Source organism: Bacteroides finegoldii DSM 17565, assembly GCF_000156195.1.
Taxonomy (GTDB): domain Bacteria; phylum Bacteroidota; class Bacteroidia; order Bacteroidales; family Bacteroidaceae; genus Bacteroides; species Bacteroides finegoldii.
This window is the reverse complement of the sequence record NZ_GG688318.1, coordinates 345,389-345,949: the sequence shown is the minus strand read 5'-3', so window position 1 is coordinate 345,949 and position 561 is coordinate 345,389. Positions and strand designations below refer to the sequence as shown.

Annotated in this window: 1 pseudogene; it reads right to left on the bottom strand. The window is 35.5% G+C overall.

The features are described 5' to 3' along the window. Positions 1–218: pseudogene (locus BACFIN_RS15870) on the bottom strand (DDE transposase); the annotation flags it as partial. Positions 219–561 lie beyond the last annotated feature (343 nt).

The window sequence follows — 561 nt, the reverse complement described above, 5'->3', positions numbered from 1 at the left end:
ACCATCAAGGCTATTTTACCTTCGGGAGAAAAATAACTTTTACGACCCAAAGCAGAGGACTTCAAATGCATTTGTCGGGCCAGTTCCGAGAAAGGGAATAGAGAATGGAGTCGACCTAATTCACTCGTTGCAAAACTTTGACGATATTTTTTAAGCATATCGAACTCGGTAAAACCTAAACAAGGTTCGATTTCTGAGATTTTTTGTATCTTTACCATGTGTTTTTATTTTAGATTACCCCCGTTTTGGCCGTCAAACCGTTTTTTGGGGGGAATGCTTAAAGATACAAAAAAGGCAACTAATTCGCAATGAAGTAGTTGCCTTAAATTTTATTATTTTAGGAAGGGATATTCAGTAAATGTTCCTCTTTCTAAAAAATCAAGAGAAAAGCTCACGTAAAGCAAAGCTCTTCTCTTGATTTTTTCGTTCAACTCTCCTAGTCTTCTATCTTTTTTGTAGAATATTGTTTACATATTCTTGTTTTTTCCTTCCCACCCATGCATTATGTACATGTCTTTTTTAGGGGAAGTTAAAACCTCTCCTGTTTTCCTGTTATTTTAG